This window comes from Dialister micraerophilus DSM 19965 (genome assembly GCF_000194985.1).
Lineage (GTDB): Bacteria > Bacillota > Negativicutes > Veillonellales > Dialisteraceae > Dialister > Dialister micraerophilus.
In genome coordinates, this window is sequence record NZ_GL878519.1 from 411,382 (window position 1) to 428,174 (window position 16,793).

Genomic DNA, 16,793 nt, shown 5'->3' on the forward strand with positions numbered 1-16,793 from the left:
AAAAATATTTTTTCAAAAAATATTTACAAAACACAATAAAATGATTACTGCATAATTTAATATTATCTTTTATTGTATAAAATTTTACGAAAATAAATTTCGCAACCCTTTGATAAATAAAAAGATATTTTACAAAACAATTTTATATACTTCAAAAATAAATACAAAATTATTATCATACGCAAAAAATGAAGATACTCGTTTGAATATCTTCATTAATTATTTTTATGTTATTTTGTATTTTATCTTAGTTGTTCCGTATCTTCGCCTATTACTCTGACGTCTATGCCTATTTTTATTTTAAATTTTTCTTTTACCGTTTTTCTTACGTGTTTTAATACGTCGACAACATCTTGACATGTTGCTTTTCCGTTGTTTACTACGAAGCCTTGATGTTTTTCGGATACTTGTGCATCTCCGATTGAAAATCCTGCAAGTCCGCTTGCTTTTATCATCGGTCCTACATAGTATCCCGGAGGACGCAGGTACATTGTGCCTGCACTTCTTTTGTCCAAAGGTTGTTTTTCTCTTCGTGATGCTTGGTATTCTTTCATTTTTGCATCAATTTCTTCTTTGTTTCCTTTTTTCAAATGAAGTTTTGCACCTATTATAATATCTCCGTTGTGCATGAATACGCTGTCGCTATCTCCGTATTTCAAATCATCCCAATCGTATGTTTTCATTTCTTTTCCGTCACGACTTATTGCGTATACTTCTTGCACTACTTTTTTCATTTGTCCGCCGTATCCGTTTGCGTTCATAAATACTGCACCGCAAAGCGTGCCCGGTATTCCTACTGCCCATTCAAATCCGGATAAGGAATTTTTAAGCGCAAATCTTGCAACACCGCCTGTTCCCGCTCCGCCTTTTGCGATGATAAATGTATCTTCACATTCCATTGAAGGTTTTAAGCGTCCCGTGCATATGGTAATACCTCTGATACCTTTGTCACTCACCAATGTATTTGAACCGCCGCCGATTATACTTACTTTTATTGAATTTTCATGTGCTTTTTTCAAAATTTCGCGCAGTTCTTCAATTTCAAAAGGCGTCACAAATACATCTGCCGTTCCGCCTATACCGTAGGTGGTGTGCCTTTTCATCGGTTCATTTATTTTTACTTGCTTTGAATCTAAAATCCCTTCAAAAAAAGAATTCCAATTTGTCATTTTTTCAAATCCAATATATCTAAACCCTGCGACATCGCTTCTGCCACTATCTTTTGCAAATCCGCAGCTATTTGATTCCAACTGATCAACGCTTGCAAGTATTCTTGTGCAAGTTCGTTGTTACTTACAATGATCGCCGTTTCTTGCAATTTTTTATAAATTGATTCATCTTCTTTTTGTCCTGCAAGTTTTGCATAGTCGGCTTGCATTTGCAGGCTTATGTATTCTTTTACCATTTTCTTTGCGTCTTCGTCCGCTCCTACTTTTTCGGATGCGGCTTTCAAACGTTTCATTTCATTACTTTCTTTAATTGCTTTTGCAAGAGCGTAAGCTTCATCATACATATTCATTTGATATAGTTCCTTTCATTTTTTCAAGATATTGATTGCCTTTTTTCAATTCGGGAAATCCGGTTTGTCTTAATGCTTCGAGTGCCACTATTGCAACTGCATTGGACAGATTGAGAGATCTTGCTTCTTCTACCATCGGTATTCGTATGCAAGAGTCTTGATTTTCAAGTAATAATTCTTCCGGCAATCCTTTTGTTTCTTTCCCGAATACAAGCACGTCATCTTCTTTATATGAAATATCCGTATAAACGTGTTTTGCTTTTGTTGTATTGTAAAAAAAGCGTTTTCCTTTCAGCATTTGTTTTACCGATTCAAAGTTTTTGTGAATATGAATATCCAAAAACTTCCAATAATCCAAACCGGCACGTTTCAAATGCTTATCGTCTATAGAAAAACCCAGCGGTTCGACCAAGTGTAACGTCAAATGTTCCGCAGCACACAGTCGGGATATATTTCCTGTGTTTCCGGGTATTTCCGGTTCAACCAATACGATATGCACGCTATCACTCCTTTTTAAAAAGTTTCGCCGTATCTTTTTTTGTAATGTTCTTCCGTTTGCTGTTCGTTGTATGTTAAAAATGTACGTTTACGCTTGCCTTCATAGGAAATTCTATAGAGAGTGTATTCGGAAAGCAATGAAACTGAAATTCTGTAAACATTGTCATTCTGACTGTTTTCTACAAGAACCGGCACTCCTATAATTTCAACTGACGGATCTATTTCAAATGGTGATTTATAATTATCTTCGAGTAATTTGTTTATATCCAACTCTTCTTTTGAAAGTTGTTCTTCCATTTGAACTTCTATTGTCCGATCATTTACTGCAATTGCTGAGCGTATGTCATTTGCATGAACTGTGGCCATACATGAGAAAACTGCAATAGGAAGTATGAGATGTATCATTTTAAATTTCATATACTTCTCCTTAATATATTATCACAAATTGTATTCATAAAGAAAAAAAGAAGACCTTACGGCCTTCTTCCTTTTCTTATTTTCTTTCCTTAATTCTTGCCGCCTTACCTGACAATCCACGTAAGTAGAACAATTTCGCACGGCGAACTGCACCTGAACGCTTAACTTCAATCTTTGCAAGACGCGGAGAGTGAACCAAGAAAGTTCTTTCTACACCTACACCGTAAGAAATACGACGTACTTTAAAGCTTTCTCTTACTCCTGAATTCTTTCTTGCAATAACAATGCCTTCAAATACCTGAATTCTTTCGGTCTTTCCTTCGATAACCTTTGTGTGTACACGTACGGTATCTCCGGGACGGAATGCAGGGATGTCGTTGCGGAGCTGTTCTTTCTCCAATGTTTCAATAATATTCACGATCTTTTCCTCCTTCTCACAGGACATTCATGCCGATCGTTTTATGGCAGCGGACTGTCCAGACTGACGACGTTATTTTATCATATTAATTCCGATATGGCAATTTTTTTATAAACCTTCCATAGGAATTGCAAGTTTTCTTAATTTTTTCAATGCCTTACCTTCGATTTGACGTATACGTTCACGTGTTACACCGAAATATTTACCGACTTCTTCCAATGTACGCGGAGTTCCGTCATCCATACCGAAACGTAGTGCCAACACACCTTTTTCACGTTCGGTAAGTTCATTGAGCAATTTATAAATTTGCTCTCTCCTCATTGTTGCGGCTGCTTCTTCCTCCGGTGAACTTGTTTTTTGATCTTCTATGAAATCTCCCAAGTGTGAATCTTCTTTTTCACCTATAGGTGTTTCAAGTGAAATCGGATCCTGTGCGGCCTTTTTCGCCTCACGTATTTTTTCCACTGAAATACCCATCTCTTTTGCAAGTTCTTCATTGCTGGCTTCTCTACCGAATTCTTGCAAAAATTTTCTTCCGATACGATTCATTTTATTGATAGTTTCAACCATATGAACCGGTACACGAATTGTTCTCGCCTGATCTGCAATTGAACGTGTGATTGCCTGTCTTATCCACCATGTAGCATATGTACTGAACTTATATCCCTTTTTATAGTCGAACTTATCCACAGCTTTTAAAAGCCCGATATTACCTTCTTGAATCAAGTCCAAAAAGGGCATACCTCTTCCGGGATATTTTTTTGCAATGGAAACTACAAGACGCAAATTCGCATTTGCCATTTCTTTTTTTGCATCTTCGGCTCTCAGCTTATCCTCTTCGGTTGCATCGAGCATTTTTCCCTTTTCAATCTGTTTTGCAAGCGTCATTTCTTCTTCTGCGGACAATAACGGTGTCGCACCGCATTCACGCAAGTAAAGTCTTACCGGATCGCTTACATTCCCTTGAGTTACCGCATAATCATTATTTTCGACTTTGGTCCAATCTTTTTCCTGTTTTTCCCAATCTTTATCATCATCGGAATCTTCTATAAGATTTTCATCGATATCTTCATCCAAAATAATATCTTCATCTTCCGGATTTTCATCATCGAGAACCAATTCAATATTATGATCATGTAGAAGTTGACTCAATTGATCAAGTTGCTTTACATTCAAAGATTTTTCTTTTGCAAAATCAATGAAATAATTGTAAGAAAGTACTCCTTCCTCAGTTTCCTTTGCTTTTAATTCTTTGATCCACTGAGCGAACTGTGTCTGCTTGATCGCCAATGGTGCCACCTCCCGATATTTCTAATCAATCCTCGATAAAAATAAAAGAAAAATAACATACACATACGGCAAATTACAAACTCCGTAAATGTACGCTTCCATACTTCGATATCTTTAGTCAAGTTAGTATTATAGCACCAAAAATTATGATATGCAACAAAAATTATACAAAATTTATATAGTGCATATTAACCGTAAAATACACGAAAATAATATAGCATAAAACGCAGAAATTACAAAATTCCAACCATATATTTTTACATTATATCCATACAAAAGAAAGAGTATATGTAATACGATACACACTTGATACATTTGCAAATAATTCTAATTTATGTTTTTCTTCAGCTTCAATCGTCTATTCCGTTTTTATAAATTCAAATTCTTTTTCGGACAAATCCTTTTAAGAATTTAAACGTGTAATCGGAATATCTTTTCATATCAGATAGTCATTTTTTACTTAAATACCCGTCATAAATATCTCTTTTTTACTGTTATGCTTAAAAGTACGGATTGAACAATCCAAAACACTTACGTCCCAAAACATAATATTTAATTATTGCGCATGTCCTAAATTTATACTATTTTGTGTTTCTTTTGTTGTTTTTGTATCTTGTTTGCTTAATATTAAGTGTTTTCAAGTTTTTTCAATTCTAACTTTTTTAATTAAACTTTTTCCGGTAATATTGTCGAAAATACTATGGTGTTGTAAAAAAAATCTTTTGTGCATTTTCACACAAAAGATTTCTTCTATTATTTTATTATTCCTATATCTTTTCTGAAGGTTTTGTTTTCGAAATTGATTTTTTCTATATTTTTGTAAATTCGCTTTCTCATTTCTTCAAAATCACTTCCGAGTGCCGTTACGGACAGTACTCTTCCTCCGGCACTTAAAATTTTATTATTTTTAAATTCCGTATTGTTATGATAAACGTAAATGTCTTCGTCTACATTTTCAATTCCGCTTATTTCTTTTCCTTTTTCGTATTTCAGCGGATAGCCTTTTGAGGTGAGTATTACCGTCATGCATTTGTCTTTTTTCCAAATCAAATCTTCCGCTTTCAATGTACCTTCTATAGATTTTTCAATTACATCTATAAGGTCGCTTTCCATTCGTGGAAGTACGACTTCGGTTTCAGGATCTCCAAATCGCACATTGAATTCGAGAATTTTCGGTTCGTTGTTTTTTATCATAAATCCTATGAAAAGTATTCCCGAGTATGCGAGGTTTTCCTGTTTCAGTCCGTATGAAATTTTTTCCAGTACCGGTTTTATACTTTTTTTCAAATCTTCATTGAAAAGTTCATTCGGTGAGTAACAGCCTACTCCGCCTGTATTTTCACCTTTGTCTCCGTCATAGATGCGTTTGTAATCTCTTGCGCTTTCCATCGGAATAAGATTTCCGTCGGATACGAAACAAAGAAGTGATGCTTCTTTACCTTCGAGAAATTCTTCGATTACTGCTGTTGTACCTTCTTGTCCGAAAATTTTTTCTTCAAAAAGTTCTTTTAAATATTCTTTTGCTTCAAGTTCGTTTTGACAAATTTTTACACCTTTCCCTGCGCAAAGTCCGTCCGCTTTTATTACGAGCGGATATGTAAAGTGTTTTATGACTTTTTCGCCTTCGGATTTCGAGGTTACCGTTTCGTATTTTGCAGTGGGAATATTGTATTTCAACATAAATTCTTTTGCAAAATCTTTGCTTCCTTCAAGTTTTGCACTTTCTTTGTCTGCTCCGAAAACTTTTATATTTGTATTGTCAAATTTGTCTTTTATACCTTCGCAAAGGGGAACTTCAGGTCCTACTATCACAAGATTTATATTGTTTTTTTCTGCAAAATCAAGAATTTCATCATTGCTTTTCAATTTTACATTTTCCGCATAACGCAACGTACCTGCGTTGCCTTCTGAACAGTATAATTTTGTAAGTTTTTTACTTTCGGATATTTTTTTGCAAATTGCGTCTTCTCGTCCGCCGTTTCCGATTACTAATACTCTCATTTCGCCTCCGGTAAAAATTAATGTCTGAAATGTCTTGTTCTTGTAAATACCATTGCAATACCGTACTTGTCACAAAGTTCGATTACTTTCGGGTCTTTTATTGAGCCGCCCGGTTGAATAACTGCTTTTATACCGTTTGCATTAAGTAATTCAACGGTGTCTTCAAAGAAAAATGCATCGGATGCAACTACTGCGCCTTCAAGTTTACCTTTTGCTCTTTCAAGTGCTTCTTCTGCAGCCCATGAGCGTCTTACTTCGCCTTGTCCTATTCCTATTGCCGCACCGTCTTTTACTACGACTATACCGTTTGATGCCACGCATTTACAGGTCTTGAATGCAAATAACAGGTTTTTCAATGTTTCTTCATCGGGTTTTGCTTTCGTTACAAATTCCAATTCGTGTGTCAAAAGTTTGTTGTCGTAATCTTGATAAACAAGTCCGTTCAAAACTTCTTTGAATGTTTGTGACGGAATAGAGAAATCTTTGAGATTTTCGATTTCAACAAGTCTTATATTTTTCTTTGTTTCCAATATTTCAAGTGCTTTTTTTGAAAATTTCGGTGCAATTACAACTTCCACAAAGAAACTGTGTATTTTTTCAGCTACGTATTCAGTAACTTCTTCATTGAGTGCAATTATTCCCCCGAAAATGGATTCGGTATCGCAAGCATATGCTTTGTCGTATGCTTGGTCTATTGTTTTACCTACTGCAAGTCCGCAGGGATTATTGTGCTTGATTGCCGCAACACAAGGTTCGTTGAATTCTTTTACTATTTTTATTGCAGAGTACATATCATTCAAATTATTGTATGACAATTCTTTTCCATGCAGTTGTCTGAATGATGTTTTTTCTTTTTCTTTTACATATACTTTTTCGTAATATGATGCTCTTTGGTGAGGGTTTTCACCGTATCTCAAATGAGATTTTTTATTATATGTTACGGTAAGCTTTTCCGGAAATTCAATTCCGAGCAAGTCATTGAAGTAGCTTGAGATAAGTGCGTCATAGTAAGCGGTATAATTGAATGCTTTTGCTGATAATCCGAGTCTGAAATCTTTGTCGGCAGTATTGTTTTCAAGTCTTTTTAAAACTTCTTTGTAATCTGAAGGTGAAACAACTACTAAAACATCGTTGTAATTTTTTGCCGCAGCTCTGATCATTGACGGACCGCCGATGTCTATGTTTTCAATCAAATTTTCGTGTGTGTTGTTTTCTCCGTTCAAAACTTTTTCAAACGGGTAAAGATTGTTTACAACCATATCTATTGATGAAATACCTGAATTTTTAACTGTTTTTACATGATTTTCATCATCACGTTTGTACAAAATTCCACCATGAATGAACGGATGTAAAGTTTTAACTCTTCCGTCCAAAATTTCTTTAAATCCCGTAACTTCATCTACTTCAATTACATTTACTCCGTTTTGTTTCAATAACTTATATGTTCCTCCGGTGGAAATGATTTCCCACCCCAAGTCTGTAAGTTTTTTCGCAAAATCAACTATTCCGTCTTTTTCAAAAACGCTTATTAAGGCTCTTTTCGTCATTTCATTCCTCCGTTATAAATGCTCCGTTTTCCTTAAAAATTATTCTGTTTTCACAAAAAGCTTTTACTGTTTTTACAAGTATTTTATGCTCGACTTCAAGTACTTTTTCGGCAATGCTTTTATAATCGTCATTCATTTGTACGGGTACCGTATCTTGCATGATTATTGCGCCGCCATCTATAATTTCATCTACAAAATGTGTTGTTGCTCCGGTAATTTTTACACCTTTTTTTATAACCGCTTTATGTACATGTTCTCCGTAAAATCCGCTGCCGCAAAATGACGGTATCAACGACGGATGAATATTTATTATTCTTCCTCTGTAGTTTGAAATTATTTTTGATGTCAATATACCCAAGTATCCGGCAAGAACTATCAAATCTATATCTTTTTCTTTTAAAACTTTCAAAATTTCTTCATCGTATTCTTCACTTTTGGAAAAATTTTTTCTGTTTAAATACAAAGTTTCGATATTTGCTTTTTTTGCTCTTTCAAGCCCGTAAGCGTTTTTTTTGTTTGAAAATACAAGTTTTATTTTTGCATTTATTTCTTTATTTTCCGTTGCATTTATAATTGCTTGCAGATTTGTTCCGCCTCCGGATATAAATACGGCTATATTTTTCATTTTTGTTCCTTATTTTTCTCCAAAAATTCTTTCTGTATATTTGTAAGCGAGCTTATGAAATCTTCTTTATAATCTCCAAGTCCTGCAGAATAGTCCGCACAGAACGAATCCATACACAATCCTTTGTAAGGCCCTTCAAAATCAGTTCCGATAGCTTCAACAAGTCCTTCGGCACTGAGGTATCCGAGCGAGTCCGCACCTATGTATTCTCTTATTTCTTCTACCGTTTTATTTGCGGCGATAAGTTCTTCGGTTCGTGATGTGTCTATACCGTAGAAACTTGGAAACATAAATGGCGGTGATGCTATTCGTACGTGTACTTCAACCGCTCCTGCGTCTTTGAGAAGTCTTACTATACGGTTACAGGTAGTGCCTCTTACTATCGAGTCGTCAACCATTACAACCTTTTTACCTTTTACCACGCCTTTTACTGCAGACAATTTCATTTTTACGCCTTGTTCACGAAGTTCTTGTGTCGGTTGTATAAATGTTCTGGCAATATATTGATTTTTTATAAGTCCCATTTCATAGGGAAGTCCGCTTTCTTCAGCATATCCGCTGGCAGCGGACAGTGAAGAATTCGGTACACCTACTACGATATCCGCATCTGGTGTCGGACATTCTTTTGCAAGTATTTTACCGCTTCTTTTTCTTGCAGTATGAACGTTTATATTTGCAATATCGGAATCGGGTCTTGCGAAATATACATATTCCATCGCAGAAATGGAAGTTCTCTCGGGTTTTGTATATTGCTCAATTTTCATTCCGTCTTTTGTTATGATTACAAGTTCTCCGGCACCTATATTGCATACGAAATCCGCTCCGATTGTATCTATTGCACAAGTTTCACTTGCTACTATATAAGCACCGTTTTTTGTTTTTCCCACAACAAGAGGTCTTAACGCATTTGGATCTACAGCACCGTAAAGTGCATCTTTCAAAAGTACCAAGTATGTAAATCCGCCTTCAAGTTTTCTGAAACTTTCTTTCAACTGCTCTTTGAAAGTTTCTTTTTCGCTTCTTCTTATTAAATGTATTAAAACTTCGGTATCGGACGAGGAATGAAATATCGCACCTTTTTTCTCAAGTTCTTTTCGAAGTGTTATCGCATTTATCAAATTGCCGTTGTGACAAATTCCCACACTCATATCATGAAAGTCGAATAAAAACGGTTGTACATTTCTTACACTATTGTCACCGGCGGTTGCGTATCTCACATGTCCGATTGCATTCTTACCTTTCAATTCTCCAAGTGATTCTTTGTTTTTGAAAACTTCCGACACAAGTCCCAAATCTCTGTGCTGATAAAGTTTCACTCCGTCGGTTGAAATAATTCCTGCGCCTTCCTGTCCTCTGTGCTGCAAGCTGTGCAGCCCGAAATACGTGAGATTTGCAGCATTTTCATGATTGAAAATTCCGAAAACTCCGCATTCTTCATTAATTCCACGCACTTGTCAATCTCCTTAAAACTTCGTCATATGCTTCCATTACGGAACCTAAATCTCTACGGAATCTGTCCTTGTCCAACTTCGCCATCGTGTGTACATCCCAAAGTCTGCAAGTATCCGGAGAAATTTCATCTGCAAGAATAATCTTTCCGTCAGATGTACGTCCGAATTCTATTTTGAAATCAACCAAAATCAAATTAGCTTTCAAGAACATTTCTTGTAACAATTTATTTATCTTCTTTGTCTGTTCCTTGATATATGCAAGTTCATCTTCCGTTGCAATTTCCAATGCTACTACGTGATCGTCATTAATCAAGGGATCGTTCAAATCGTCATTCTTATAGCTCAATTCGAATATCGGCTTTTTGAGTTTTTTTCCTTCTTCCAAACCGTATCTTTTTGCCATAGAACCGGCCACTATATTTCTTGTAATTACTTCCAACGGAATAATTTTTACATGTCTGCAAATCTGATCCGTTTCATTTACTTTTCTGATGAAATGTGTTTCAATTCCACGTTCACTTAAATATTTGAAAATAAATGATGTAATTGTATTGTTCAAAATTCCCTTGCGGTCGAATTCTTCCTTTTTCACACCGTTGAATGCAGTTGCGCTGTTTTTGTAATGTACATAAATTTCTTCATTGTTTTCACATTCATATAACTGTTTAGCTTTACCTTCGTATAATAATTTCATTTTTTAGCTCCTTTTAAAATAATTTACTCCGTTTTTAAATATGTCTTGCTTTTTCTGTATGGTTTTTGTTTTATACAAATTTGTACCATATCGTTCGCTATGTCCCATTTTGCCGAGAACAAGTCCGTTTTCACTTATCATGCCTTCGATCGCATACGATGAATTGTTCGGATTGAATTTACCGTTGTAAGTTGCATTTCCGTTGAAATCGGAATATTGGAAAGCAGCCAAGTGTTTAAACTTTTCAATATTTTTTCCGACAAGTTTACCTTCACCGTGACTGAACAGCACTTCATGCAGTTCACCTCCTTCAAAATCTTGTGTCCATGGTGAATTTGTACTTGCAACTCGTGTTATCGCAGCGGTTGAAATATGGTGGAAACTGTCGTTTCTGAAAAGTGTCAAATCGTTTTCATCAAGTTCTCGTATTTCACCGTATGGAAGTAAACCGGATTTGATTAATGCTTGAAAACCGTTACATATACCCAAAATAAGTTTCTTTTGTGCCAAATGATTTGAAACGGCTTTTTTTATTTTTTTATTTTTCAAAACATTTACAATGAATTTCGCACTTCCGTCAGGTTCGTCACCGCTTGAAAATCCTCCGGCAAACATAATGATATGCGACAATTCTATTTCTCTTGCCAATTCGTCAATAGATTCTTCTATATCCTTTGAAGTTTTATTTCTGAATACGAGCGTCTTTGTTGTTGCACCGGCATCAATAAATGCTTTTTCACAATCGTATTCGCAATTTGTTCCCGGAAATACCGGAATTAAAACTCTTACGTTTTCAACATACTCGGGATAGTATTTTTTACTTTCAAATTTAACGGAAATATTTTCACATGTTCCTTTGTCCGCATTTTCATACAACGGATACAATTCATCCAACGTGTTTGTGTATGCATTGAAAATTTCATCTTTTGTGAATTTTATACCGTTTACAGTAATTTCATCTCCGACTTTTCCTATTTTTTCAAACGGAAGTTCAATATCCGATTCGACAATCAAGGATGCCGGTACAAAATCCGAAATATTTTCTTTTTCTACCGTAAATCCCAAACCGTTTCCTATCGCCATTTTCACCAAAGATGCAACTATGCTGCCTTCTTCTTGTACATATACCGATACGATATTTTTGCTTTTTATGTATTTCTCTACTTCTTCATAATTTTTGATTGTTTCTTTTATATCGGGATAATTTTTATGATCTTTAACTACCGGTACATAGTACAAATTATTTCCTTTACGCTTTAATTCAGGAGTTATTACATCTTCGATTTTGACTGTCGTACATGCAAATGAAATCAAAGTTTCAACGACATTCATATCGTTGAAGGTACCCGACATACTGTCTTTTCCGCCGATGGAAGGCGCTTCAATTTCTTTTTGTGCGTAAATCGCTCCGAGTAAACTCTGTGCAACTTTACCCCACTTTGTAAAGTCTTTGCCGAGTTTTTCGAAATATTCCTGAAATGAGAAATACAAATCTTTTCTGTTTCCGCCCGCCGCATAAACTTTTGCAACGGATTCAAGAACTGCATAAATCGATGACAAAAACGGTGAGTAATGAGAAATCTTCGGTATAAATCCGTAGGTAAGAATTGTTGCCGTATCGCTTGTACTGTGTATTGTCGGAAGTGCTTGAACACTCGCCTGAACCGGTGTAAGTTGATTTTTACCGGAAAACGGCATCAATACCGTCATCGCACCGATTGATGCGTCAAATCTTTGTGCAATTCCCTTCTGACAAGTTACGTTTAAAGATTTCAGTTCTTTCAAAATGTTGTCTTTTGTAACTTCCACACTTTCAAAAGGATTTTTACCTTCATTGTCTTTCAAAATCGCACTTGAGTGTTGACGTACTCCGGCCGTTTCCAAAAACTCCGCACTCATATCTACAACTTTTTGATTGAAATAATACATTTCAAGACGTTTTCTGTCGGTTATCGTTGCTACATGTGAATACTCTATATTTTCTTTTTTACACTCTTTTATGAAAGTATCGTAATCAGCGGGTGAAATCACCACCGCCATACGTTCCTGAGATTCGCTTGTAGCAAGTTCGGTAGGATTCAAACCTTCATATTTCACAAGAATTTTATCCAAATGAATTTCCACACCGTCCGAAAGTTCGCCTATCGCCACACAAACTCCGCCCGCACCGAAGTCGTTGCATTTTTTTATTAATTTCGTTACTTCGGGTTTTCTGAATAATCTCTGAATTTTTCTTTCTTCGATTGCATTACCTTTTTGTACCTGACTTGACATCGTATCCAAAGAATCATTTGTATGACTTAAACTGGATCCGCTTGCACCTTGAATTCCGTCACGTCCCGTACGTCCTCCGATAAGTAAAACGATGTCTCCGTTTTCCGGTGACTGTCTTTTGTAATCTCCGACTTTTACCGCACCGACTACCGCACCGACTTCCATATGTTTTGCAACATAAGAATCGTCATACAATTCTTTTACATATGTCGTTGCAAGTCCGATTTGATTACCGTAAGAAGAATAACCTGCCGCAGCTTTCTTTGAAATATCCGCCTGAGGTAATTTATGCGCCAAAGTATCTTCACGCTTTTGCAAAACATTTCCGCTGCCGGTAATTCTCATCGCCTGATAAACATAGCTTCGTCCGGAAAGTGGATCACGAATTGCACCTCCCACACAAGTGCTTGCACCGCCGAAAGGTTCGATTTCGGTAGGATGATTATGCGTTTCGTTCTTAAACTGAATAAGCCACTTTTCACTTTTTCCGTTATTTACTATATCCGTAAAAAACGAACAAGCATTTACCTCTTCACTTACCTCTATATTTTCATCATGCAAAATATTTTTGTGATACTTCCCGAAACAACTTGCCATATCCATCAGTGTAATCGGTTTCTTTATATTGAGTTTTTTCCTCACATCAAGATATACATCGAAAGCCGACTGCATTTCTTTTTGAAATAAATTCGACTCTATCTTCACATCATCAATCACCGTTTCAAACGTTGTATGTCTGCAATGATCGCTCCAATAACAATCCAAAACGTAAATTTCGGTTTCCGTAGGATCTCTTTTTATGCTTTTAAAATGCTCCTGTATGAAAAATAAATCTTCAAAACCCATCGCAAGAGACAATTCATTCTTCAAATCAAGTAATTCTTCTTTTGAAAAATTTACAAAACCGGTTAAATCTTTCAAAGGTTTCATTTCGGAATCAACCGAAAAACTCAAAGCACTCATGTCCTTGACTCTCGACTCTATAGGATTGATTAAATACTTTTCAACTTTCTTCAATTCGCTTTCATCAAGTCTTCTGTCAAAAACAATTATATTTCCGCATCTTACTTTTACATCGGCATCTTCATCCAACAAAGAAATACATTGCATACTGCTGTCCGCTCTTTGGTCATACTGTGCCGGCAATGTTTCGTAAGCAAAATACTTACCGTCCTCAAGAATTAAATCTTCGAAAACTTCATCAATCATGACTTCGGAAAAAACGGACTTCTTCGCTTTTTCATACGTTTCTTCATCAATATTGTAAATATCGTAAATTATATAACTTTCCGTATTTTTCAAATTCAAACCGAACTCGAAGTTCAGATTTTTTTCAAGCTCGACAGTCGCTTTATCGTAGCCTTTCCTCTTTTTTACAAAAATTCTTTTATCCACGCTGCCTCCACTTAGCATAAAACAACTTTTGAACTTCCCTCTATAACTTCTCCGACTTCGTAAATTTCATCACCGGATTTTTCAAATAATTTCTTTATACCTTCAACATCTTCTTTTTCTACAAATATCAACATACCGAAACCCATATTAAAAGTTCCGTACATTTCATCGGTTTCTATTCCGCCCCACTCCTGAAGAAGAGAGAAAATTTCTTTTTTGGGAACTGCGTCTTTATAAATACGTGCATCCGTATTTTCCGAAAGTGCACGAGGAACATTTTCATACAAACCGCCGCCGGTTATATGACAAATTCCGTTCACGTTGAACTTTTCAAGCAATCTTCCAATCTGTTTTGCATAAATATTTGTAGGTGTCAAAAGCTCCTCACCCAAAGTTTTTCCGCTGTCGAGTTTCATATCAAGAGAAAACTTCTTATGCTCAAAAATTATTTTTCTCACGAGCGAAAAGCCGTTACTGTGCAAACCTGAAGAAGGAAGAGCGAGAATTGCATTTCCTTTCTTTACAGTTTTTTTACCGTCGATAATTTTCTTTTTGTCGACAACACCCACACAAAAACCTGCAAGATCATAATCATTCAACTTGTAAATTCCGGGCATTTCTGCAGTTTCACCGCCGATCAAAGCAGCGCCGGCACGCACACACCCCTCTGCAACACCCTCTACAATACTTGCCATTTTTTCGGAAACAAGTTTGCCGCAAGCAATATAATCCAAAAAGAATAACGGTTTTGCACCCTGACACAAAATATCATTCACACACATCGCCACACAATCAATACCGATTGTATTGTGAACATCAAGCATCTGTGCAAGCTTCACCTTCGTACCTACACCGTCAGTCCCCGAAACCAAAACGGGACACTCGAACTTATCCTTATTCAACTCGAAAAGTCCCGAAAAACCTCCCAAATCCGAAAGAACACCGTCGGTATAAGTTTTCTTTATAAATTTCTTTATTAAATTTACTTCGTTATATCCCTCATTTTTATTTACACCTGCAGATTCATAAGTAAGTGCCATAAATTCCCCCTGTTTATAAATCAAGTTCCTTATTCATCTCTTCAACTTGCGCTTTCATTTCCGATTTGTAATCCTTGAGTTTCACTTTCAATTCGTCATACTTGAGAGAAAGAATTTGAACTGCCAAAATTGCCGCATTCTCCGCACCGTTAATCGCAACGGTAGCTACGGGAACGCCCTTAGGCATTTGAACGGTAGACAAAAGAGCATCAAGACCGTCAAGCGTTGAACTCTTCACCGGAACACCGATAACCGGAGCAGTCGACATGCCTGCAAGCACACCTGCCAAATGTGCAGCCTTACCGGCAAAAGCGATAATCAACTCGATATCGTTCTCTTCCATACCTTCCACAAAATCAATCGCAAAATCCAAAGATCTGTGTGCCGAAATAACTCTCGCCTCATAATCGACACCGAACTTCTTTAAAACATCACACGTTTTTTTTACAATCTCCCTGTCAGAAATACTTCCTGCAATCAATGCAACTTTCATAAACTCACACCCCTTGAAATTTTCATAAAATCAATCATGCAAAAAAGAATACAAATCAGTCGGAGCAATAAATTTATTGCCCTTGTAAACTCTCATATTTCCACCGGAAATTTCATCTATCAAAACAATTCGGCCGTCAATTCTGCCGAACTCCAATTTGATATCAAAAAGAGTAAGTCCCCTATCATTCAAAACATCACGCACAATAGTAGAGACCTCTTTTGTGAGAGTTACCGCCTCTTCGTATTCTTCTCTCGTTAAAATATTCAATTCAACCAATGCATCTTCGGTAACAAGCGGATCGCATCTTTCATCATCCTTCAAAGTTACTTCCACATAAGTATCCAAATCCGCATTTTCTTTTACATACTTTCCATACCTTCTGAAAAAACTTCCTGTCGCCTTGAATCTGCAAATAAATTCAAGACCGTCACCGAAAACCTGTGCAGGTTTTACAGTCATAGTATTTTCATTCAAATCACAATCGATATAATGAGTAGCTATACCCCTTTTCTTTAAAATTTCAAAGAAATATTTTGTAATTTGAAGACCCTCATGTCCGACACCGTCAATAGACAAACCGACAGCATTCGCACCGGGATCGAAAACACCGTTTGCTCCGGTAACATCGTCTTTAAACTTCAAAACGTAATTACCGGCAGAATTTTTGTAAATATCTTTTGTCTTGCCAACATAAATTTTTTTCACAGAAATACCTCCATAAAAGTAAAAATAAATCAACCTTGCCTGCTTCCGACTCCTGATTTTGTGAAAAAAATAAAACCCGGAAGTAAGCTTCAAAGTGAAACCTACCTTCCGGGCTTTTATCCCCTTGGTGTCATACTTGCATTCAAGTACTCGTGCCGCTCGGACCAGCAAAGCAAAACTTTCGGAACCCTAGGCACTCTTTCTCTTTTATAGATTTTATTTCAAAAATATTATATTTACATTTTCAATATAGCACAAAAATATCATTTGTCAAACAGAAAATAAAATATTTCACACGCTCAACATTTCACATACAGCAAAAAACGCTGCTTTCCAACATAAATTTTTTATTTTCGGAAATAGAATAATTTTTGAAATTAACATTTTTGACATAAGAGTAAATATTGAGGTTTGAGAAATAAT

15 protein-coding genes are annotated in these 16,793 nt (G+C 36.1%); all 15 read right to left on the reverse strand.

Annotated elements, in window-relative coordinates; genetic code table 11:
- Positions 1-242: 242 nt before the first annotated feature.
- Positions 243-1,169, reverse strand: coding sequence for a UDP-N-acetylmuramate dehydrogenase (gene murB, locus HMPREF9083_RS02025; RefSeq protein ID WP_007555710.1), 927 nt, complete (start codon positions 1,167-1,169; stop codon positions 243-245).
- A complete protein-coding gene (locus HMPREF9083_RS02030; protein ID WP_007555018.1) occupies positions 1,166-1,519 on the reverse strand; it encodes a YlbF/YmcA family competence regulator in 354 nt (117 codons plus the stop codon). Before HMPREF9083_RS02030 ends, murB begins: the two co-directional genes overlap by 4 nt.
- Positions 1,506-2,018: a tRNA (cytidine(34)-2'-O)-methyltransferase gene (locus HMPREF9083_RS02035; RefSeq protein ID WP_007555030.1), complete on the reverse strand. Its 513-nt coding sequence runs from the start codon at positions 2,016-2,018 to the stop codon at positions 1,506-1,508. Before HMPREF9083_RS02035 ends, HMPREF9083_RS02030 begins: the two co-directional genes overlap by 14 nt.
- Positions 2,019-2,032: 14 nt before the next feature.
- On the reverse strand, positions 2,033-2,434 hold the full coding sequence (locus HMPREF9083_RS02040) for a hypothetical protein (RefSeq protein WP_007555711.1): 402 nt from the start codon (positions 2,432-2,434) through the stop codon (positions 2,033-2,035).
- Positions 2,435-2,510: 76 nt separating this feature from the next.
- The gene (rplS, locus tag HMPREF9083_RS02045) at positions 2,511-2,852 is read right to left on the reverse strand and encodes a 50S ribosomal protein L19 (protein WP_035062582.1); all 342 of its coding nucleotides are present in this window, start codon (positions 2,850-2,852) and stop codon (positions 2,511-2,513) included.
- A gap of 108 nt (positions 2,853-2,960) precedes the next feature.
- Complete coding sequence (rpoD, locus tag HMPREF9083_RS02050; RefSeq protein ID WP_007554992.1) at positions 2,961-4,142, reverse strand: RNA polymerase sigma factor RpoD; 1,182 nt, start codon at positions 4,140-4,142, stop codon at positions 2,961-2,963.
- Positions 4,143-4,895: 753 nt separating this feature from the next.
- Entirely contained in the window at positions 4,896-6,143 is a 1,248-nt protein-coding gene (gene purD / locus HMPREF9083_RS02055; RefSeq protein WP_007555714.1) for a phosphoribosylamine--glycine ligase, read from the reverse strand.
- Positions 6,144-6,160: 17 nt separating this feature from the next.
- Positions 6,161-7,690, reverse strand: coding sequence for a bifunctional phosphoribosylaminoimidazolecarboxamide formyltransferase/IMP cyclohydrolase (gene purH / locus HMPREF9083_RS02060; RefSeq protein ID WP_007555715.1), 1,530 nt, complete (start codon positions 7,688-7,690; stop codon positions 6,161-6,163).
- Between the two features lies 1 nt (position 7,691).
- A complete protein-coding gene (gene purN, locus HMPREF9083_RS02065) occupies positions 7,692-8,315 on the reverse strand; it encodes a phosphoribosylglycinamide formyltransferase (RefSeq protein WP_007555716.1) in 624 nt (207 codons plus the stop codon).
- Entirely contained in the window at positions 8,312-9,766 is a 1,455-nt protein-coding gene (gene purF, locus HMPREF9083_RS02070; RefSeq protein WP_007555717.1) for an amidophosphoribosyltransferase, read from the reverse strand. Before purF ends, purN begins: the two co-directional genes overlap by 4 nt.
- Positions 9,753-10,460 (reverse strand): phosphoribosylaminoimidazolesuccinocarboxamide synthase, encoded by a 708-nt coding sequence (gene purC / locus HMPREF9083_RS02075; RefSeq protein ID WP_007555718.1) that lies wholly within the window; start codon positions 10,458-10,460, stop codon positions 9,753-9,755. Before purC ends, purF begins: the two co-directional genes overlap by 14 nt.
- Positions 10,461-10,463: 3 nt before the next feature.
- Positions 10,464-14,129, reverse strand: a complete 3,666-nt coding sequence (locus HMPREF9083_RS02080) for a phosphoribosylformylglycinamidine synthase (protein WP_256998179.1) — start codon at positions 14,127-14,129, stop codon at positions 10,464-10,466.
- Between the two features lie 11 nt (positions 14,130-14,140).
- Complete coding sequence (purM, locus tag HMPREF9083_RS02085; RefSeq protein ID WP_035062585.1) at positions 14,141-15,169, reverse strand: phosphoribosylformylglycinamidine cyclo-ligase; 1,029 nt, start codon at positions 15,167-15,169, stop codon at positions 14,141-14,143.
- Positions 15,170-15,182: 13 nt separating this feature from the next.
- Complete coding sequence (purE, locus tag HMPREF9083_RS02090) at positions 15,183-15,662, reverse strand: 5-(carboxyamino)imidazole ribonucleotide mutase (RefSeq protein WP_007555722.1); 480 nt, start codon at positions 15,660-15,662, stop codon at positions 15,183-15,185.
- Between the two features lie 30 nt (positions 15,663-15,692).
- Positions 15,693-16,370 (reverse strand): phosphoribosylaminoimidazolesuccinocarboxamide synthase, encoded by a 678-nt coding sequence (locus HMPREF9083_RS02095; RefSeq protein ID WP_035062587.1) that lies wholly within the window; start codon positions 16,368-16,370, stop codon positions 15,693-15,695.
- Positions 16,371-16,793: the final 423 nt, after the last annotated feature.